Consider the following 19,568-nt stretch of genomic DNA (forward strand, 5'->3'; position numbering starts at 1 on the left):
AGCGGAGCATGCCGGAGGCGGTGTCGCTGGGGCGGGTGGCGGTGCTGGATCGGAGCGAGGCGGGCCGGCGGGCGGTGCGCGCCGTCCGCGAGCTGGCGCGCGAGGGGAAGTCGGCGCTCGCCGTGGCGGTGCACGCCCCCCGCGACCGGCGCCTGCCCTTCGTCCGCGAGGCCGACGCCTCCGTCGAGGTGGAGGGGTCGCCGGAGCTGGCCCTGCACGTGGCCGGCGCGGAGGCGGCCTGGCTCGGCCCCGCGCCGCTGGCGGAGCGGGCCGCCTTCGCCGAGGCGTGCGAGCAGCTCGGCGTGCTGTTCCTCGGCCCGTCGTCGTCGGTGCTCGAGCGCGTGCGCACGCCGGAGGGGCTCGCCGCGATCGCGGACGAGGTCGGCGTGCCGCTGGCGGCCGCCGGCGCGGCCGATCCCGCGGCGCGGCTGCTCGAGGTGGTCGTGGCGCGGGATCGGTCCGGCGAGGCGCAGGCGGTCGGCGTCGGCGACGCCTCGCTGCGGCTCGCGGACGTGGCGGTGCTGGCCGAGTCCCCCTCGCCGGCGCTCGGCGCGCAGGAGGACGCGCGCGCCCGGATGCTCGGGCTCGCGATCGCGGCGGCGGCCCGCTGGGTCGGGATCGCGAGCGTGGAGCTGCTGCTCGACCCGGCCACCCGCCGGCTGGCGCTCGCCGGCGTGGACGCCTTCCCGCGGTCGGCCGCGGCGGTGGAGGCCGCCGCCGGCGTGGACCTGGTCCGGCAGGCGGTCCGGCTCGCCGCGGGCGCGGCGCTCCGCCCGCTCCCGGCGCCGCGCGGCTTCGGCGTCGCGGCCCGGCTGCTGGCGCGCGATCCCGAGTCGGCGCAGCCGGCGCCCACGCCCGGGCGGCTCGAGCGGCTGCGGCTGCCCTCCGACCCCGACGTGCACGCCGAGGCCGCCGTCGAGGAGGGCGACGAGGCGCGCGGCGGCGCCGAGCCCATCGCCACCATCGTCGCCCTCGGCACCGACCGCGGCCGCGCCCTGGGCCGCCTCGCCCAGGCGCTCTCCGACACCGACGCGCTGGCGCGCGGGAGCGGCTCGAGCAAGGCCTGGCTGCTGGCGCTCCTCGGCCGCGCCGAGGTGCGCGCCGGGACGGCCGGCGTGGGCTTCCTCCCCCGCCTCGCCGCCGCGCGCGAGCGGCTGGTCGCGCCCCGCCCCGAGGTCGCGCTGCTCGCGGCCGCGCTGGAGTCGTACGAGCTGGAGCTGGACCTGGAGCGCGCGCGCTTCCTGGCGGAGGCGCGGCGCGGGCGGCCGCGGGTCGGCCCGTCGTCGGGCCGCGCGGTGGAGCTGCTCCACGCCGGCGAGCGGCACCGGCTGGAGGTGCGCCAGACCGGCCCGGACGCCTACCGGGTCTCGCCGGCGGGCGCCGCGCCGGTGGACGTGAAGGTCGATCGCCTGGCGCGCGGCGAGCGCCGCCTGGCCTGGGGCGGCCGGCGCGCGCGCGTGCTCTCCGCGGTGGACGGCACCCGCCACCTGGTGGACGTGGACGGGGTCCCGCACCTCGTCACCCGCGACCCCGGCGGCGTGATCACCTCCCCGCTGCCCGGCATGGTGGTGGCGCTGCCGGTGGTGCCCGGGCAGCGCGTCGCCGCGGGCGAGCCGGTCGCGCGCGTCGAGTCGATGAAGGTCGAGCTGGCGGTGCCCGCGCCGGCCGCCGGCGTGGTGCGCGAGGTGCTGGCGGTGACGAACGGCCAGATCGAGGCCGGCGCGCCGCTGCTGCGCATCGACCCCGAGGGCGAGGGCCCGCCCGCCGCGCTCGGCGCGCCGCTCGCGCTGGGGGGCGAGCCGCCGCCGGAGCCGTCCACCGCGCACGAGCGGTACCTGGCCGGCCTCCGCGAGCTGAACCGCCTGCTGCTCGGGTTCGACCTCTCCGACGCCGACGCCCGGGCGCTCACCGCCGGCTGGCGCGACCGCGCCGCCGGCGTGGCCCCCGAGGATCCGGGCGCGCTGCGCGAGGAGGAGCGCGCGCTCGCCGCGTTCGGCGACGTGCAGGCGCTGTTCTCGCGCGGCCGCGCCCCGGACGCCGCCGCCGACGCGCCGCCGCCGCTGGAGGAGCTGTGGCGCTACCTGCACGAGCCGGAGGCTCGCGGCGAGGGGCTCTCGCCCGGCTTCCTGGCGCAGCTCCGCCGCGCGCTCGCGCACTACCACGTCTCCCTCGACGCCCCGGGCCGCGACCTCGAGCTGGCGCTGCTGCGGATCCAGAAGGCGCACGACCGCGCCGACGCGCCGCTCGCCGCGGTGCTGGGGATCCTGGAGCGGCGCCTGGCCGGCGAGGGCGTGCCGCCCGGGCTGGAGGACCCCGGCGCGCGCGAGCTGCTCGACCGCCTCGCCGCGGTGGGCCAGGAGCGCTTCCCGGCGCTGGGCGACCTCGCCCGCGAGCTGCGCTACCGGCGCTTCGAGAAGCCCGAGCTGGACCAGGTCCGCGCGGCGGTGTACGCGCAGGCCGAGGCGGACCTCGCCGAGCTGGCGCGCGCCGAGGGGATCGCGCGCGAGACGCTGGTGTCGCGGCTCATCGCCTGCCCGCAGCCGCTCAGCACGCTCATGCTGGCGAGGATGGCCCGGGCGAAGCCCGAGTTCCGGCGGCTGCTCGCCCAGACGCTCACCCGCCGCTACTACCGCCACCGCGCCACCGCGCCGGCCACCGTCGAGGAGGTGGACGGGATCGCGTGCACGCTCACCGAGTACGCCGCCGAGTCGCGGCGCATCCAGCTCGTGGCCGCGTTCGCGCCGGCCGCCGACCTGCCCCGCGCGGCCGCCGCCGCGGCGCGCCTGGCCGAGCGCACGCCCGACGGCGCCCAGACCTCGGTGGACCTGTACCTGTGGCGCGACGGGGCCGGCGGCGATCCCGACGCGATCGCGGCCGAGCTGCGCGCCGCGCTCTCGCAGGCCGGCTTCCGGCGCCCGCTGCGGCGCGCCTCGGTGCTGGTGGCCTACCCGGCCCGCGGGCTGGGTCGGCAGGCCAGCCAGCTCCACTTCACGTTCCGCGGCGGGCCGGCCGAGTTCGTGGAGGAGCCGCGCTACCGCGGCGTCCACCCCATGATCTTCCGGCGCATGCAGCTCGCGCGGCTCTCCAAGTTCGAGCTGACCCGCCTGCCCTCGCCGGAGGACGTGTACCTGTACCGCGGCGCGGCGCGCGACAACCCGCGCGACGAGCGGCTGTTCGCGGTGGCCGAGGTGCGCGACCTCACCCCGCTGCACGACGCCCGCGGCCGGGTGGTCCAGCTCCCGCACCTCGAGCGCATGCTGCACGAGGCGCTCGCCGGCATGCGCCGCTTCCAGGCGCGGCGCGCGCCGCACCAGCGGCTGGAGTGGAACCGGGTGCTGCTCACGGTGGAGCCGCCGCTGCTGCTCTCGCGCGACGAGGTGCGCGGGGTGGCCGAGCGGATCGGCCCCGCCACCCAGGGGCTGGGGCTGGAGATGGTGCTGCTCGCGGCCCGCGTGCCGCACCCGGACACCGGCGAGCTGAAGGACGCGCTCGTCCGCGTCACCACCGACGGGCGGACCGTGGCGGTCCGCTGGGACGCGCCCACCGACCGCCCGCTGGAGCCGCTCTCCGAGTACCACCTGCGCGTGGTGCAGCTCCGGCGCCGCGGCCTGGTCCACCCGTTCGAGCTGGTGCGCATGCTCGCGCCCACCCGCGACTCGCAGGCCGGCGTGCCGCCCGGCGAGTTCGTCGAGCACGAGCTCGACGCGGCCGGCGCGCTGGCCCCGGTCTCGCGCCCGCCCGGCCAGAACGGCGCCAACGTGGTGGTGGGGGTCGTCCGGACCTTCACCGCGCGCCACCCCGAGGGCATGCAGCGCGTGGTGCTGCTCGGCGACCCGAGCCGGTCCATGGGCGCCCTGGCGGAGCCGGAGTGCCGGCGCATCGAGGCCGCGCTCGACCTGGCGGAGCGGCTGCGCGTCCCGGTGGAGTGGTTCGCGGTCTCGGCGGGCGCGAAGATCTCCATGGAGAGCGGCACCGAGAACATGGACTGGATCTCGCGCGTCCTCCGCCGGATCGTGACGTTCACGCAGGGTGGCGGCGAGATCAACGTGGTGGTCTGCGGCATCAACGTCGGCGCGCAGCCGTACTGGAACGCCGAGGCCACCATGCTCATGCACACCCGCGGGATCCTGGTGATGACGCCCGGCTCCGCGATGGTGCTCACCGGCAAGGAGGCGCTCGACTACTCCGGCAGCGTCTCGGCCGAGGACAACCAGGGCATCGGCGGGTACGACCGGATCATGGGCCCGAACGGCCAGGCGCAGTACCGGGCCGGCAGCGTGGGCGAGGCGATCCAGATCCTGCTCCGCCACTACGAGCACACCTACGTGGTCCCGGGGGAGCGCTTCCCGCGGCGGGCCGCGACCTCCGACCCGGCGGCGCGCGACGTGCGGACGTCCCCGCACGGCCCGGCCGGCGGGGCCGGGTTCGAGACCGTCGGCGACGTGTTCGGCGCCGCCACCAACCCGGACCGCAAGAAGCCGTTCGACATCCGGCGGGTGATGGCGGCCGCGGTGGACCAGGACCACCCGCCGCTGGAGCGGTGGCGCGACCTGCGCGGCGGCGAGACCGCGGTGGTGTGGGACGCGCACCTGGGCGGCTGGCCGGTGTGCCTGCTCGGGATCGAGTCCCGCCCGCTGCCCCGCCTCGAGTTCGTGCCCGCCGACGGGCCGGAGCTCTGGTCCGCCGGGACGCTCTTCCCGCAGTCCTCGAAGAAGCTGGCGCGCGCCATCAACGGCGCGAGCGGCAACCGGCCGGTGGTGGTGCTGGCGAACCTGTCCGGCTTCGACGGCTCGCCGGAGTCGATGCGCCGGCTGCAGCTCGAGTACGGGGCCGAGATCGGGCGCGCGGTGGTGAACTTCCGCGGGCCGTTCGTGTTCTGCGTGGTGTCCCGCTACCACGGCGGCGCGTTCGTGGTGTTCTCGAAGGCGCTCCGCGAGGACATCGAGGTGGTGGCGGTGGAGGGCGCGCGCGCCTCGGTGATCGGCGGCGCCCCCGCGGCGGCGGTGGTGTTCTCGCGCGAGGTGGAGACGCGCACGCGGAAGGACCCGCGGGTGGTCGAGGCGGAGAAGGCCGCCGCCGCGGGCGGCGCCGCGCGCGGGCGGCTGGCCGAGATCGTCGCGGCGGTGCGCTCGGAGAAGGTGGGCGAGGTGGCGGACGAGTTCGACGGGGTCCACACGGTGGAGCGCGCCCGGCGCGTCGGCTCGCTCGACCGGATCATCGCGCCGGCCGACCTGCGGCCGTACCTGGTGGACGCGGTGGCGCGAGGCATCGCGCGGCACGGCGGGTGACGGCCCGCCGGCCCGCGCTCACCCTCGGCCCAGCGCCCGCAGCAGCCGCGCGCGCGCCGCCGCGAGGTCGTACTCGGCCTGCACCACCTGCGCCCCGGCGGAGGTGGCCGCCACCTGCGCGTCGCCCAGCTCGATGATGCTCCCCGCGCCCGCCTGGTAGCGGCCCTCGGCGAGCCGCAGGCGCTCGCGCGCGTTGACCAGCGCCTCGTCGGCCGCCGCCGAGGCCGCGCGCGCGGTCTGCACCCCCTGGCGCGCGGCGTCCACGTCCACGGTGATCTGCGTGCGGAGCGCGGTCTCCTGCGCGTCCACGCCCGCCAGGTTGGCGCGCGCCTCCCGCGCCCGCGCCAGGGAGCCGCCGCCCTCGAGCAGGTTCCAGCCGAGGTTCAGCGTGGCCGACCAGTTCAGGCCGTCCGCGTCGGGCCGCGTGCCCGCGTCCGACACGCCGGTCTGCGCCGAGAGCGTGGGCAGCCACTCGGCCCGCGCCGCGTCGAGCGACAGCGCCCCGGCGCGGCGCTGCGCCTCGAGCGAGGCCAGCTCGGGGCGGGCCCGGGACGCCTCGGCGACCAGCGGCGCGAGCGGGCCGTCCTCGCCGGGCACCGGCGGGATCGCCTCGTCGGACGGCTCGATGTCGGCCGGCCACTCGAGGCCGATGGCCTGGGCGAGGAGCGCCCGCGCGTTCTCGTAGCTGTTCCCCGCGCGCACGAGCTGGACCTGGGCGGTCGCGCGGTCGGCGCGCGCCTGGGCGAGGTCGATGGCGGGGCGCGTCCCGACCTGCACGAACGCCTCCACCTGGCGAAGATGGGCCTCCTGGTTGTCGAGCGTCTCGCGCGCCACCCGCACCAGCGCGTGCGCGGCGCGCGCCACGAAGAACGCGGACTGCGCGCCGGCCACCACGTCCAGCTCGGTGGCGCGCTCGGAGGCGCGCTGCGCGTCGGCGCTCGCGCCGGCCGCGCGCCAGCGGGCGAGCTGCCCGAGGTCGAGGAGCGTCTGGCTCAGCACCGCGCGCGCGTCGAAGGTGCCGCTCGTGCTCCAGCTCGCGCCCCCCGGCTTCCCGGCGAAGTTGTCGGTGGTGCGGCCCAGCCCGGCGCTGCCGGTGAGCTGCGGCAGCAGCGGCGCCCGGGCCTGGTCGGCGCGGGCGAGGGCCGCGTCGGTGGCGGCGCGCGCCGAGCGGAGCTGCGGCTGGTGCGCCCGGGCGGTGCGGACCGCCTCCTCGAGCGTGATCACGCGCCGCGCCGGCGCGTCGGGTGCGGGCGGGGCCGCGTCCGCGGGGGGCGCGGGCGGGGCCGCCTGCCCGAGCGCCAGCGCCGGGGCGAGCAAGAGGACGGCGGCGAGCCGGGGGACGGTCGTCATTCGAACCTCAGCGCCTGGATGGGATCGAGCCGGGAGGCGCGCCGGGCCGGGTAGAGCCCGAACGCCACGCCCACCAGCCCGCTGAAGCCGACCGCGATCAGCACCACGTCGGCGCGGAACAGGATCGGCCAGCCGAACGCCCGGGCCATCCAGAACGAGATCCCGAGCCCCAGCGCCACCCCCACCACCCCGCCGGCAAGCGACAGGACCAGCGCCTCGGCGAGGAACTGCAGGAGGACGTCGCGCGCGCGCGCCCCCACCGCCATGCGGACGCCGATCTCGCGGGTGCGCTCGGTCACCGACACCAGCATGATGTTCATGATCCCGATGCCGCCGACGCCGAGCGACACCGCCGCGATGGCGAGCAGCAGCGTGGTGAGCGTGGCGGTGCCCTCCTTCTGCGCGCTCGCGAACTCGGCCAGGTTGCGGATCGAGAAGTCGTCGTCGGCGCCGTCGGCCAGGCGGTGGCGGTCGCGGAGCAGCGCCCGCACCTGCTGCTCGGCGCGGGCGGTCGAGGCGGAGTCCACCGCGCTCACCGCGATGACGCCCGGGATGAGGTTCTTCAGGCCGCCCTGGACCTTCGCGAGGTAGGTCGAGTAGGGCACGAACACGGCGTCGTCGAGGTCCTGGCCCATGGGCGACTGGCCCTTGGCCGCGAGCACGCCCACCACCTGGAACGGCACGTTCTTCACGCGGACCTGCTGGCCGACCGGGTTCGCGCCCGCGCCGAACAGCTCGTCGGCGACCGTCTTCCCGAGCACGATCACCTTGGTGCCGGAGTCCACGTCCGAGGGCCCGAACAGCGCGCCCTGCGCCACCGGCCAGTTGCGGATGGCGAAGAACTCGGCCCCGGTGCCGGTCACCGAGGTGGTCCAGTTCAGGTCCTCCGACTGGATCGACGCGGTGGTGCGGAGCTGCGGCGCGGCGTACCGCACCGAGGCGACCTCGTTCTGGATGGCGCGCAGGTCGTCCCAGGTCAGCGTGGGGAGGCTCCCGAAGCCGCCGCGGGCGCCGCCGGCGGTGGTGCTGCCCGGCAGCACCATGAGCAGGTTCGACCCCATCGACTCGAACGTCTTCGCCACCTGGGCGCGGGCCCCGTCGCCCAGCGCCACCATGGCGATCACCGCGGCCACGCCGATGACGATGCCGAGCGCGGTGAGGAAGGAGCGCATCTTGGAGCGGCGCAGGGCCCGCAGCGCCACGCGCAGGGTCTGGAGCAGGTTCACGCCGCGCCTCCTTCCCGCCCGTCCGCGCTCCCCGGCTCGTCGGGGGGCGGCGGCACCGCCGCCACCGCCGCCTGCCGCGTGTCGGAGCGGAGCTTGCCGTCGCGCATGACCAGCACGCGCGAGGCGTACGCGGCGATGTCGTTCTCGTGCGTCACCAGCACCACGGTGATCCCGGTCGCGCCCAGCGCCTGGAGGATCGCCATCACCTCCACGCTGGTGCGCGAGTCGAGGTTGCCGGTGGGCTCGTCGGCGAGCAGCACCCGCGGGCGGTTCACGAGCGCCCGCGCGATGGCGACGCGCTGCTGCTGGCCGCCGGAGAGCTGGCTGGGGTGGTGGTCGGCGCGCCCGGTGAGGCCCACCTGCTCGAGCGCCTCCAGCGCGCGGCGGTGGCGCTCGGCGCTCGGCGTGCCCGAGTACATCATGGGCAGCTCCACGTTCTCGAGCGCGCTGGTGCGGGAGAGGAGGTTGAAGCTCTGGAACACGAACCCGAGCGTCCGGTTCCGCAGGGCCGCCAGCGCGTCGGCGGACAGGCCGGAGACGTCGTGTCCCTCCAGCAGGTAGCGGCCGCGGGTGGGCCGGTCGAGGCAGCCGAGCAGGTTCATGAGCGTGGACTTGCCCGAGCCGGAGGCCCCCATGATCGCGGTGAACTCGCCGCGCTCGACGGTGAGCGACACGCCCTTCAGCGCGTGCAGCTCGACGTCGCCCATGGCGTACGTCTTCCAAACGTCCTCGAGCCGGATGAGCGGGGTCTCGGCCACGTCGCCCCCCTAGAACGGCCCGCGGCGCATGGCCCCGCCGCCGCCCTGCCGCGTGCTCGCGCCGCCGCCGGTGGCGTCGGTGACGACCGGGTCGCCCTCCCGCAGGTCGCCGGAGACGAGCTCGGTGGCGCTCCCGTCGGTGATCCCGGTCTGCACCGCGACCGCGACCGGGTCCCGCGCCTCGCCGCGCAGCACCCACACCGTCCGGCCGCCGTCCGGTCGCGCCCGCGCGCCGTCCCCGCCGCTCCGGTCCGGCCTCGCGGCGGCCCGCGCCCCCTGCCCCGCCGGCGCGGCCGCCTCCTGCGCCTGCGCGCCCTGCGCCGGGCGCTTCAGGCCGGGCGGCGGGCGGAAGCGCAGCGCCGCGTTCGGCACGCGGAGCGCGTCGTCGCGCTGCGCGTACACGAACGTCACGGTGGCGGTCATGCCCGGCTTCAGCTTCAGATCGGGGTTCGCCACGTCCACCACCGCGTCGTAGGTCACCACGTTCTGGACGGTGGTGGCGGCGTTCCGGACCTGGCGGACGGTCCCGGAGAACACCTCGTTCGGATAGGCGTCCACGGTGAAGGTGGCGGGCATGCCGGCGCGCAGCCGGCCGACGTCCGCCTCGGCCACGCTGGTGTCCACCTGCATCTTGGCGAGGTCCTCCGCGATGACGAACAGGATCGGCGCCTGGAGCGACGCGGCCACCGTCTGCCCCACGTCCACGTTGCGCGAGATCACCACGCCGTTCGTGGGCGAGACGATGTCGGTGTAGCCCAGGTTCACCTGGGCCTGCTGCAGCGCGGCCCGGGCCTGGGCCACCGTGCCCTGCGCCGCCTGCACCGCCGCGCGCGCGCCGTCCGCGTTCGCCTGCGCGGTGTCGAGGTCGGCGGCCGCGACCAGGTTGCGCTCGGCGAGCTGCCGCGTCCGGCCCAGCTGCCGCTCGGCGTCCGCGGCCTGGGCGCGCGCCTTGGCGAGGTTGCCCTCGGCGGCCACGGTGTTCGCCTTCGCCTGGGCCACCGCGGCCCGGAACAGCTGGGGGTCGATGCGGGCGATCACCTCGCCCTTGCGGACCCGCGAGTTGAAGTCCGCGTGCAGCTCCGAGATCCGCCCGGACACCTGGCTCCCGACCTGGACGGTGACCAGGGCGGACAGCGTCCCGGTGGCGGTCACCTTGGCCACCACCCGGCCCCGATCCACCTTCGCCGTCTCGTAGTGGACCTCGCCGGCGCTGCTGGCGGCCCGCCAGCGCCACAGGCCCAGCAGCGCGGCGAGGGCGGCGATCGCCACCCCGGCGTACGACAGTCTCCGGCGCGTCATGGTGTGCGTGTCTCCCGGGCGGCCGGAGGCCGCGCCGCGTCGTCGTTGCCGGCCCCGCGACCCCTCCGCGTCCTTCGCGGGCCGGCATCGCGCGCCGCGGGGAGTACCCCCGAAGCACCGGAAGGTTAACCGGCCTCGGGCCGGCGTGGGTGCGCCGCGGCAACGGGACGCTCCCACGCTCGCGACGGACCGTTCCGGCCCCCGCGCGCCGGGCTCCCGTGGCCCCCCCTGCGCGGGCCGCGTCCTCCCGGCGGCGGGCGCGGGAAGGCGCCGCACCGCCCCGCGCGGACGTGGTGCGGTGCGCAGCCGCCCGCCATGGCCACCGGAACGACGTGCGCGCGCTCCCCGAGCCCTACCGCCGCCTCCACGAGGCGCTGGCGCGACATCTCCCCGGCGAGCGGCTCGTCACCGACCCGCTCCGCCGCCTCGCGCTCGGCACCGACGCGAGCTTCTACCGCCTCACCCCGCGCCTCGTCGTCGAGGTCCGGACCGTGGACGAGGTCCGCCGCGTGCTCGCCGAGGCGGCGCGCCTCGGCACGCCGGTCACGTTCCGCGCGGCCGGCACGAGCCTCTCGGGGCAGGCGGTCACCGACTCGGTGCTGGTGCGCGTGACCGGGGGCTGGCGAGGCCTGCGCGTGCTCGACGGCGGCGCGCGCATCGCGCTCGAGCCCGGCGTCATCGGCGCGGACGCGAACGCGGTGCTGGCGCCGCTCGGGCGCAAGCTCGGCCCCGACCCGGCCTCGATCGGCGCCTGCATGGTGGGCGGGATCGCGGCGAACAACGCGTCCGGCATGTGCTGCGGCACCGCCCAGAACAGCTACCGGACGGTGGCGTCCATGCGCCTGGTGCTGGCGGACGGCACCGAGCTCGACACCGCCGACCCGGCCTCGCGCGAGGCGTTCCGCGCGGCGCGACCGGAGGTCGTGGCGGGGCTGCAGGCGATCCGCGCCGAGATCGAGGCCGACCCCGCGCTGCGCCGCCGGATCGTGGAGAAGTTCCGGATCAAGAACACCACCGGCTACGCGCTGAACGCGTTCGTGGACTTCGAGGACCCGGTGGACGTGCTCCTCCACCTGATGATCGGGTCGGAGGGGACGCTCGGCTTCATCGCCGAGGTCACCTACCACACGGTCCCGGAGCACGCGCACAAGGCGAGCGCGCTGGCGCTGTTCGCCGGCGTGGGCGACGCCGCGCGCGCCACCATGCTCCTGCAGGGCGGCCCGGTGGCGGCGGTCGAGCTGATGGATCGCGCCTCGCTGCGCTCGGTCGAGGCGAAGCCCGGCATGCCGCCCGAGCTGGCCGGCCTGCCGGAGGGCGCGGCCGCCCTGCTCATCGAGACCCGCGCCGCCACGCCCGCCGGGCTCGGCCCGCAGGTGGACGCGCTGCTCGCGCGCATGGCGCCGGTCCCCGCGCTCGCGCCGGTCCGCTTCACCGCGGTGAAGGCCGAGACCGAGCGGCTCTGGGACGTGCGCCGAGGGCTGTTCCCGGCGGTGGGCGCCGCCCGGCCCGTCGGCACCACCGTGGTGATCGAGGACGTCGCGTTCCCCATCCGCCACCTCGCCGACGCGACCGTCGCGCTGCAGGGGCTGCTCGCGGCGCACGGCTACGACGGGATCATCTTCGGGCACGCGCTCGACGGGAACCTGCACTTCGTCTTCACGCCGGACTTCGGCGCCGAGGGGGAGGTGGAGCGGTACGCGCGGTTCATGGACGACGTCTGCACCATGGTGGCGCGCAGGTACGACGGCTCGCTGAAGGGGGAGCACGGCACCGGCCGCAACGTGGCGCCGTTCGTGGAGCTGGAGTGGGGCGCGAAGGCCACCGGGCTGATGCGGCGGGTGAAGCGGCTGCTCGATCCCGGCGGCCTGCTCAACCCGGGCGTCGTGCTGAACGACGACCCGCAGGCGCACCTCCGGCACCTGAAGGCGCTCCCCCACGCGCACCCGATCCTCGACCGCTGCATCGAGTGCGGGTTCTGCGAGCCGCGCTGCCCGTCCCGCGACCTCACGCTCACCCCGCGCCAGCGCATCGTGGCGCAGCGCGAGATCGCCCGGCTGCGCGTCACCGGCGAGGACCCGGCCGCGCTCGATCGCCTGGAGCGCGACTACGTCTACCTGGGCGAGCAGACCTGCGCGGTGGACGGCCTGTGCGCCACCGCCTGCCCGGTGGGGATCGACACCGGCGAGCACACGAAGTGGCTGCGCGCCCAGGCCCACGCCGACGGCAGCGGGGCCGCCGACCTCGCCGCGGACCGCTTCGCGGCGGTGGCCGCGGGGGCGCGCGCCGGCCTGCGGCTCGCGTCGGCGGCGCACGCGGTGCTCGGCACCGCCGCGCTCGGCGGCCTGACCCGCGGCCTGCACCGGCTCAGCGCCGGCCGCCTGCCGGTCTGGAACGAGGCCACGCCGCGCGCCGCCCGCGCGCCGCGCCTCGACGGGACGCGCCGCGGCGGCGGGCGGGTGGTGTACTTCCCGAGCTGCGTCTCGCGCACCATGGGCCCGGCCCGCGGCGACGAGGAGGGCGCGGAGGTCCACGCCGCCATGCTCTCGCTGCTCGGGAAGGCCGGCCTCGACGTGGTCTTCCCGCCCGGCATGGAGGGGCTGTGCTGCGGCATGCCCTTCGAGTCGAAGGGCTGGCCCGCCCAGGCGGACCGCAAGCGCCGGGAGCTGGAGGCCGCGCTGCTCGAGGCGAGCGAGGGCGGGCGCCACCCGGTGGTGTTCGACACCAGCCCCTGCGTGTACCGCATGCGCAAGGCGGCCGGCGGGCGGGTCGCGATCCACGATCCGGTCGAGTTCATCCAGCGGTTCGTGCTGCCGCGCGTGACGCTGGCGCGCGTGCCCGGCCCGGTGGCGGTGCACGTGCCCTGCAGCGCGGTGAAGCTCGGGCTCGGGCCCGCGTTCCGGGCCGTGGCCGAGGCCTGCGCGGAGCAGGTGGTCCTCCCGCGGGAGGTGGGCTGCTGCGGCTTCGCCGGCGACCGCGGGTTCACCCACCCCGAGCTGACCGCCTCCGCGCTCGCGCCGCTCGCCGCGGCGCTCCCGGCCGGCTGCGCCGCGGGCTTCTCCTCCAGCCGGACCTGCGAGATCGGCCTGTCGCTGCACGCAGGCGTCCCGTACCGGCCGCTGGCCTGGCTGGTGGACCGCTGCGCGTCCCCGCGCGCCGCCCCTGACCTGGAGCCCCCGTCCCCCCGGACGCACCTCGCGTGAAGGAGATGGCCCGATGAGCTGGACCCAGACGTACACCCCCGTCGCCGGAAGCCTGATCGGCTCGGCCCTGGTCGCCGCCCTCCCGGTGGTCGCGCTGCTCGGCGCGCTCGCCTTCTTCCACGTGAAGGCCCACTGGGCCGCGCTCGTCGGCCTGGCGCTGGCGCTCGGGATCGCGATCGGCGTCTACGGCATGCCCGCGTCGATGGCCGGCGCCGCCGCGCTGAACGGCGCCGCGTTCGGGCTGCTGCCGATCGGCTGGATCGTGCTGAACGCGATCTTCGTCTACGACATCACCGTGCGGACCGGGAAGTTCGAGGTGGTGAAGGAGACCATCGCCGGCCTCGCCTCCGACCGGCGCATCCAGGTGCTGCTCATCGGCTTCTCGTTCGGCGCGTTCATCGAGGGCGCCGCCGGGTTCGGGACGCCGGTCGCCATCAGCGCCGCCATGCTCATCGGCCTGGGCTTCAAGCCGCTCCCTGCGGCCGGGCTGGCGCTCATCGGCAACACCGCGCCGGTGGCGTACGGCGCCCTCGGCACGCCCATCATCACGCTCGCCAAGGTGACCGGCCTGAACGAGCTGGCGCTGTCGGCCATGGCCGGCCGCCAGCTCCCGCTGTTCTCGCTCATCGTCCCGTTCTGGCTGGTGTGGGCCATGTCGGGCTTCCGCGGCATGGTCGAGGTCTGGCCGGCCTGCCTGGTCGCCGGCCTGTTCTTCGCGGTCCCGCAGTTCGTGGTCTCCAACTTCTACGGCCCCTCGCTGGTGGACATCGTGGCCGCGGCGGGGTCGCTGCTCGCCGTGTACCTGCTGCTCAAGGTCTGGCAGCCCCGGTCGGTGTGGCGCTTCCACGACGAGCGCGACGGCGACGCGGCCCTGGCCGGCGCCCGGAAGTCGGTCGGCGCCGCCGCCGCGCGCCGGGGGCCCACCGGCGCGGAGGCCCTGGTGGCGTGGCTCCCCTGGATCATCCTCTCGGTGTTCGTGTTCGCGTGGGGGCTGCCGTCGGTGAAGAGCTGGATGAACGGCCTCTTCAACCCGACCTGGGAGGTGCCGTTCCTGCACAACCTGGTGCACAAGGCGCCCCCGGTCTCGAAGGCGCTCGCGCCCGAGGCGGCCAAGTACAGCCTGAACCTGCTCTCGGCCACCGGCACCGGCCTGCTGCTCTCCGGCGTGGTCTCCGGCCTCCTGCTGAAGCTCGGCCCGGGCGACCTGCTCCGCACCTACCTCGGCACGCTGAAGCGCGTGCGCTTCTCGCTCCTCACCATCGCGGCCATGCTGGCGCTCGGGTTCACCACCCGCTTCTCGGGCTCCGACTCGACCATGGGCCTCGCGTTCGCGTCCACCGGCCACCTGTTCCCGTTCTTCTCGCCGCTGCTCGGCTGGCTGGGCGTGGCGCTCACCGGCTCCGACACCTCGTCCAACGTGCTGTTCGGCAACCTGCAGGTGGTGAGCGCGCAGCAGATCGGCATGAACCCGATCCTGGCGGCGGCCTCCAACAGCTCGGGCGGCGTGATGGGCAAGATGATCGACGCGCAGAGCATCGTGGTCGCGTCGGTCGCGACCGGTCAGCACGGGCACGAGGGGGCCATCCTCCGCTACGTGTTCTGGCACTCGCTCGTGCTCGCCTGCCTGGTGGGCGTGGTGGTGTTCCTCCAGGCCTACGTGTTCCCCTGGATGGTGCCGATCCCGCACTAGCGCGGCGCTCCCCGGATCCCGCTTCACCGGCGTGCGGGATCCGGGCACACTCGCGCGGGAGGTCCCGGTGAAGGTCGCGCTGTTCGTGCCGTGCTACGTGGACCAGCTCCACCCGCAGGTCGCCCACGCGACGGTGCGGGTGCTGGAGCGGCTCGGCGTCGAGGTCGTGTTCCCCGAGGAGCAGACCTGCTGCGGCCAGCCCATGGCGAACGCCGGCTTCGCCGCCGACGCCGCGCCGCTGGCCCGGCACTTCCTCGAGGTGTTCGGCGGCTTCGACCACGTGGTGGCGCCGTCCGGGAGCTGCGTCTCGATGGTCCGCAACCACTACGGCGCGTTCCTGTCCGGCGCCCCGGGCTTCGACCGGCTGCGGCGCGGGACCTGGGAGCTGTGCGAGTTCCTCACCGACGTGCTGAAGGTGGGCGAGCTGCCGGGCCGGTACCCGCACAAGGTCGGGCTGCACCAGAGCTGCCACGGGCTGCGCGAGCTCGGCCTGGGCAGCCCGAGCGAGCGGATGGAGCCGCGCTTCAGCAAGGTCGGCCTGCTCCTCTCGCGGCTGCAGGGGATCGAGCTCGTGTCGCTCTCGCGGCCCGACGAGTGCTGCGGGTTCGGCGGCACGTTCGCGGTGGCCGAGGAGGCCGTCTCCTGCCTGATGGGGCGCGACCGGCTGGCCGACCACCTGGCGGCCGGGGCGGAGGAGGTGACCGGCACCGACGTCTCGTGCCTCATGCACCTCGACGGCCTGGCGCGCCGCACCCGGCTGCCGCTCCGGTTCCGGCACGTGGCGGAGATCCTGGCGGAGGCGACCGCGTGACCGGCCACGCCGAGCGCGCCGCGCGCTTCGCGGCCGACGAGCCGCGCGCCCACTGGCACGACCAGGCGCTCTGGTTCGTGCGCCTGAAGCGCGACCGCATGGCCGCGGCGGTGCCGGAGTGGGAGGCGCTGCGCGAGCGCGCCGCCGCCGTGAAGGCGCACGCCCGCGCCCGGCTGGCCGACTACCTCGAGCAGTTCGAGCGCGAGGCCACCCGCCGCGGCCTCCGGGTGCACTGGGCCCGAGACGCCGACGAGCACAACGCGATCGTGCACCGGATCCTCTCCGAGCGCGGCGTCACCCGGGTGGTGAAGTCGAAGTCGATGCTCACCGAGGAGTGCCACCTCAACCCCTACCTGGCGGCGCGCGGCATCGAGGTGGTGGACACCGACCTGGGCGAGCGGATCGTGCAGCTCGCCGGCGAGCCGCCCTCGCACATCGTGCTGCCCGCCATCCACAAGAAGAAGGAGGAGATCGGCGAGCTGTTCCACCGCACCCTCGGCACCGCGGCCGGCGCCTCGGATCCCACCTACCTCACGCAGGCCGCCCGCGCGCACCTGCGCGAGAAGTTCCTGGCGGCCCAGGCCGGCCTCACCGGCGTGAACTTCGCGATCGCGGAGACCGGCGGGATCGTGGTGTGCACGAACGAGGGCAACGCCGACATGGGCACGCACCTGCCCCCGCTCCACGTCGCCTGCATGGGCGTCGAGAAGATCGTCCCGCGGCTCGCCGACCTCTCGGTGTTCCTGCGCCTGCTGGCGCGCTCCGCCACCGGCCAGCCGGTGACGACCTACACCACCCACTTCCACGCGCCGCGCCCGGGCGGCGAGCTGCACGTGGTGATCGTGGACAACGGCCGCTCGCGCCTGCTCGCGGAGGAGGGATTCCGCGGCGCGCTGGCCTGCATCCGCTGCGGCGCGTGCATGAACACCTGCCCGGTGTTCCGGCGCAGCGGCGGGTACAGCTACGCCTGGACCATCCCGGGCCCCATCGGCTCGGTGCTCGCCCCCGGGCGCGACCCGGTCGCGCACGGCTCGCTGCCGTTCGCCTCCAGCCTGTGCGGCTCCTGCGACGCGGTCTGCCCGGTGAAGATCCCGCTCCACGACCAGCTCCTGGCCCGGCGCCGCGAGGTGGTCCGCGCCGGCGGCCAGCCGCTCGCGAAGCGCCTGGCGATGCGGGTCGGCGGGTGGGTCCTCCGGCACCGCGCGCTGTACGAGGTGGCCGGGCGCCTGGCGCGCCTCGCGCTCCGGCGCCTCCCGCGCGCGCTGCTCTACGGCCGCTGGAACGCGTGGGGGCGGCAGCGCGAGCTGCCGGCGGCGCCGGCAGAGAGCTTCCGCGACGCCTGGCGCCGCACCCGGGGAGACGGCCGTGGATAGCCGCGAGGAGATCCTGGCCGCGCTCCGCCGCGCCGCGCCGCCGGATCCCGGGCTCCCCTCCGAGCCGGTGCGCGGCACGCCCTACGCCGACCTGGCGCTCCAGCTCGCCGAGGCGGTGCGGGCGGTGGGCGGCGCCTTCCAGCGGGTGCCGGACGCGGCCGCCCTGCGCGAGGGCGTGGCGGCGCTCGCGGCGCGGCTCGAGGCGCGCCGGGTGGTGTCGCGGGTCCCGGAGGCGGGCGCGGGGACGGCGGGCGCGGCGGAGGTGGCCGACCCGCACCAGCTCGAGGGCGTGGACCTGGCGGTGATCCCGGGGCGCTTCGCGGTGGCCGAGAACGGCGCGGTGTGGGTCGCCGGCGAGGACCTCGGCCACCGGGCGGTGTTCGTGATCGCCCAGCACCTCGCGCTGGTGGTGCCCGCCGCGGAGATCGTGAACGACCTGCACGAGGCCTACGCGCGGATCCGCTTCGACGGCCCGGGCTTCGGCCTGTTCGTGGCCGGGCCGTCCAAGACCGCCGACATCGAGCAGGCGCTCGTGATCGGCGCGCACGGCGCGCGCTCCTGCACGGTGTTCCTGGTGGGCTGACCGGCGCGGGCGTCCGGGACGCTCAGCGGCCGCCGGCGCGCCCCCGCCGCGGGCCGCCGCCCAGGTACGCCGCCACCGCGCGCCAGGTCTCCTCGAACTGGCCGCGCGTGAAGCCGGTCCCCGAGGCCAGCCAGTCGAAGTGCGGCGGGACGTGGCGGGGCTGCGCGAAGTGGCCGATGACGTCGAGGTGGTCGGCCCAGACCGCCCGGATCACGTCGCCCCAGACCTGGCTGCGCGTCGGGACCATGCCGTCGTTGGCGCGCGCGCCCGGGATGCGCCCGTACGCGAGGCGGAGCGGCCGCGCCTGCACGATGGACAGCGGCGGCTCGCGGTCGAGCGGCGTCCCGGAGGCGATGCGGTAGAGGCCGACGTACATGGCGTGGGTGGCCTGCGCGTACGGGCTCAGGCCCGCCGCCAGCACCGAGCGGAGGCCGGGCGGCCGCGCGCGGGAGATCACGCACCCGTAGCGCACGCCGGGGCGGTCCTCGGTGGTGGCGTTGAACACGTCCATGGCGGCCGGGCCGATCTGCGTGACCAGGTCCTGGTCGTCGCCGAGGCTGGCGAAGAAGTCCTCGATCTCGCGCCGGCGCTCGCCGGAGAAGTCCGCCAGCAGCTCCGAGAACAGCTGCTCCACCACGCCGCTCGGCGGCGCCGCCGGCCGCCGCAGGAACGCCGCCAGCCGGAGCGCGGCGCCCGCGGGCAGCCGCCCGGCGCGGAGCGTGTACATGGTGGCGAGGGACAGGATCTTCAGGACCTGCTGGCCGAGCAGGTTGTTGAAGAAGTGCGCCACCGGCGTGCCGTAGTGCGGCGCGGACACGGTCACCACCGACCGCACCGCGCGCGCGCACCGCTCCACGTCGGCGTCGGTGGGGAGCGACACCTCCGGGCTGAGCAGCAGCCGCACGTCCAGCCCGCCGCTGGAGTGGCCCACCACGCTCACCTCGCCGCCAGGCCCGTCCAGGACGCGCGCGACGTCCTCCGCGAGCAGGGCGGCGCGCTTGCGGAGCGTGGCGGTGGGCGCGGTGCGGACGACGCGGATCTCGCCGTCGAGGCCGTGCGCCGGGCCGATCTCGGCGAGCAGGTCGCGCACGTGGCCGAAGTAGGTGAAGTCGCCCAGGTTGGCGAACCCGAAGAACCCCGGGACGAGCAGGACGTGGTGACGCGGGGCCACGGCCCGAGTCTACGCTGGGTCCGCCGACCGCGGGCCAGGACTTCCGCGGGTGCGCCGAGCGCGTGCGCCCCCGTGTCCGCGCCGGGGCGCCGCGCCGTATGATGCGCGCCCGGAGGCGGCCCATGGACGTGAAGCAGGTGTTCGACGGGGCGGCGGCGCGCTACGACGCGCTCCGCCGGCAGCTCATCCCGTGCTTCGACGGGTTCTACGGCGCGGCCGTGGACCTGCTGCCGTTCGACGACGGCCGGCCGGTGCGGATCCTCGACGTGGGCGCCGGCACCGGGCTGCTGGCGGAGCAGGTGCTCGCGCGGTTTCCGGCCGCGGAGGTGACGCTGCTCGACTTCTCGGCCGAGATGCTGGGGCGCGCCCGCGCGCGCTTCGCCGGCCGGCCTGCCCGGGTGACGTTCCGCACCGGCGACTACCTGCGCGATCCGCTCGGCGGCCCGTGGGACGCGATCGTGTCGGCGCTGTCCATCCACCACCTCGCCGACGGGGACAAGCGGGCGCTCTACGGGCGCGCCGCCGCGGCGCTCGCGCCCGGCGGCATCCTGGTGAACGCCGACAACGTGCTCGCCGAGGACCCGGCGGTGGCCGCGCGCGACCGGGCGCTCTGGATCCGCGCCATCCGCGCGACCGGCCTCGCCGAGGCGGACCTCGAGGCGGCGCTGGAGCGGACGCGGGTGGACGTGCTCGCCCCGCTCGCGCTCCAGCTCGGCTGGCTCCGCGCGCTCGGCCTCGCGGAGGTGGACTGCGCGTACAAGTGGCACCACTTCGCCGTCTTCTCCGGCCGGCGCCCGGTCACGGACGGGTGATCTTCTG

General features: G+C 76.4%; 12 protein-coding genes. 7 read left to right on the forward strand and 5 right to left on the reverse strand.

What is annotated here, in order from left to right; genetic code table 11:
- The first annotated feature begins 8 nt into the window (after positions 1-8).
- On the forward strand, positions 9-5,288 hold the full coding sequence (locus tag ADEH_RS15355; protein WP_011422020.1) for a carboxyl transferase domain-containing protein: 5,280 nt from the start codon (positions 9-11) through the stop codon (positions 5,286-5,288).
- An 18-nt stretch (positions 5,289-5,306) separates the two neighbouring features.
- On the opposite strand, the gene ADEH_RS15360 is transcribed toward ADEH_RS15355, so the two are convergent.
- The 4 genes from ADEH_RS15360 to ADEH_RS15375 are packed head-to-tail and all read right to left on the reverse strand — an operon-like array spanning position 5,307 to position 9,921.
- Entirely contained in the window at positions 5,307-6,638 is a 1,332-nt protein-coding gene (locus tag ADEH_RS15360) for a TolC family protein (protein WP_011422021.1), read from the reverse strand.
- A complete protein-coding gene (locus ADEH_RS15365; RefSeq protein ID WP_011422022.1) occupies positions 6,635-7,864 on the reverse strand; it encodes an ABC transporter permease in 1,230 nt (409 codons plus the stop codon). Before ADEH_RS15365 ends, ADEH_RS15360 begins: the two co-directional genes overlap by 4 nt.
- The gene (locus tag ADEH_RS15370) at positions 7,861-8,622 is read right to left on the reverse strand and encodes an ABC transporter ATP-binding protein (protein ID WP_041453588.1); all 762 of its coding nucleotides are present in this window, start codon (positions 8,620-8,622) and stop codon (positions 7,861-7,863) included. Before ADEH_RS15370 ends, ADEH_RS15365 begins: the two co-directional genes overlap by 4 nt.
- Before the next feature lie 9 nt (positions 8,623-8,631).
- On the reverse strand, positions 8,632-9,921 hold the full coding sequence (locus ADEH_RS15375; RefSeq protein WP_011422024.1) for an efflux RND transporter periplasmic adaptor subunit: 1,290 nt from the start codon (positions 9,919-9,921) through the stop codon (positions 8,632-8,634).
- Between the two features lie 332 nt (positions 9,922-10,253).
- Between ADEH_RS15375 and ADEH_RS15380 the strand changes: the two genes are divergently transcribed.
- From ADEH_RS15380 to ADEH_RS15400, 5 genes are all read left to right on the forward strand, one after another.
- On the forward strand, positions 10,254-13,121 hold the full coding sequence (locus tag ADEH_RS15380) for an FAD-binding and (Fe-S)-binding domain-containing protein (protein ID WP_011422025.1): 2,868 nt from the start codon (positions 10,254-10,256) through the stop codon (positions 13,119-13,121).
- A gap of 13 nt (positions 13,122-13,134) precedes the next feature.
- The gene (locus tag ADEH_RS15385; RefSeq protein WP_011422026.1) at positions 13,135-14,811 is read left to right on the forward strand and encodes an L-lactate permease; all 1,677 of its coding nucleotides are present in this window, start codon (positions 13,135-13,137) and stop codon (positions 14,809-14,811) included.
- A 67-nt stretch (positions 14,812-14,878) separates the two neighbouring features.
- Positions 14,879-15,622, forward strand: a complete 744-nt coding sequence (locus ADEH_RS15390; protein ID WP_041453589.1) for a (Fe-S)-binding protein — start codon at positions 14,879-14,881, stop codon at positions 15,620-15,622.
- Positions 15,619-16,995: a lactate utilization protein B gene (locus ADEH_RS15395; RefSeq protein ID WP_011422028.1), complete on the forward strand. Its 1,377-nt coding sequence runs from the start codon at positions 15,619-15,621 to the stop codon at positions 16,993-16,995. The genes ADEH_RS15390 and ADEH_RS15395 overlap by 4 nt, the downstream gene beginning before the upstream one ends.
- Positions 16,988-17,578 carry a LutC/YkgG family protein gene (locus tag ADEH_RS15400; RefSeq protein WP_011422029.1) on the forward strand — a complete coding sequence of 197 codons (591 nt, stop codon included), beginning with the start codon at positions 16,988-16,990 and terminating at the stop codon, positions 17,576-17,578. Before ADEH_RS15395 ends, ADEH_RS15400 begins: the two co-directional genes overlap by 8 nt.
- A gap of 22 nt (positions 17,579-17,600) precedes the next feature.
- On the opposite strand, the gene ADEH_RS15405 is transcribed toward ADEH_RS15400, so the two are convergent.
- Positions 17,601-18,749: an esterase/lipase family protein gene (locus ADEH_RS15405; protein WP_011422030.1), complete on the reverse strand. Its 1,149-nt coding sequence runs from the start codon at positions 18,747-18,749 to the stop codon at positions 17,601-17,603.
- 122 nt (positions 18,750-18,871) lie between these two features.
- Here ADEH_RS15405 and ADEH_RS15410 point away from each other — a divergent pair, with 122 nt between their 5' ends.
- Positions 18,872-19,561 carry a class I SAM-dependent methyltransferase gene (locus ADEH_RS15410; protein WP_041453590.1) on the forward strand — a complete coding sequence of 230 codons (690 nt, stop codon included), beginning with the start codon at positions 18,872-18,874 and terminating at the stop codon, positions 19,559-19,561.
- The last annotated feature ends 7 nt before the right edge of the window (positions 19,562-19,568 follow it).

The organism is Anaeromyxobacter dehalogenans 2CP-C (assembly GCF_000013385.1).
In the GTDB taxonomy this organism is placed as follows: domain Bacteria; phylum Myxococcota; class Myxococcia; order Myxococcales; family Anaeromyxobacteraceae; genus Anaeromyxobacter; species Anaeromyxobacter dehalogenans_B.

Bases quoted from the DNA above. Each gene is read 5' to 3' on its own strand.
- ADEH_RS15375 (WP_011422024.1), bottom strand. From the start codon at position 9,921: ATGACGCGCCGGAGACTGTCGTACGCCGGGGTGGCGATCGCCGCCCTC.
- ADEH_RS15360 (WP_011422021.1), bottom strand. From the start codon at position 6,638: ATGACGACCGTCCCCCGGCTCGCCGCCGTCCTCTTGCTCGCCCCGGCG.
- ADEH_RS15410 (WP_041453590.1), top strand. From the start codon at position 18,872: ATGGACGTGAAGCAGGTGTTCGACGGGGCGGCGGCGCGCTACGACGCG.
- ADEH_RS15355 (WP_011422020.1), top strand. From the start codon at position 9: ATGCCGGAGGCGGTGTCGCTGGGGCGGGTGGCGGTGCTGGATCGGAGC.
- ADEH_RS15385 (WP_011422026.1), top strand. From the start codon at position 13,135: ATGAGCTGGACCCAGACGTACACCCCCGTCGCCGGAAGCCTGATCGGC.